The following is a 221-nucleotide window of genomic DNA, read 5'->3' as shown; positions in this document are numbered from 1 at the left end:
CAGCCTATAGCCGATACTCGTAAATCTGGCGCACTCTGACGATCAAAAGGTAAAGGGGATTGTGGTTCTAACAAAGCAACAGACCAACCACATTGCGCTAAACCGAGTGAGGTAGCGGCACCTATCATGCCGCCGCCTACGACTATTACTTCATAATTTTGTTGAATATCGTTCATATTAATTATGCTTTTTTTCCTCTGGTTATGATGCTAGCAAATTAA

Annotated in this window: 1 protein-coding gene; it reads right to left on the bottom strand. The window is 42.1% G+C overall.

All coding sequences use genetic code 11. The features are described from left to right. The coding region (locus REG_RS15005) for an FAD-dependent oxidoreductase (protein ID WP_039909034.1) at positions 1 to 176 on the bottom strand (176 nt) is incomplete at its 3' end. Positions 177 to 221: the final 45 nt, after the last annotated feature.

Origin of the sequence: Candidatus Regiella insecticola LSR1, assembly GCF_000143625.1 — a bacterium.
Taxonomy (GTDB): Bacteria; Pseudomonadota; Gammaproteobacteria; order Enterobacterales; family Enterobacteriaceae; genus Regiella; species Regiella insecticola.
This window is presented reverse-complemented; position numbering and strand designations above follow the sequence as displayed.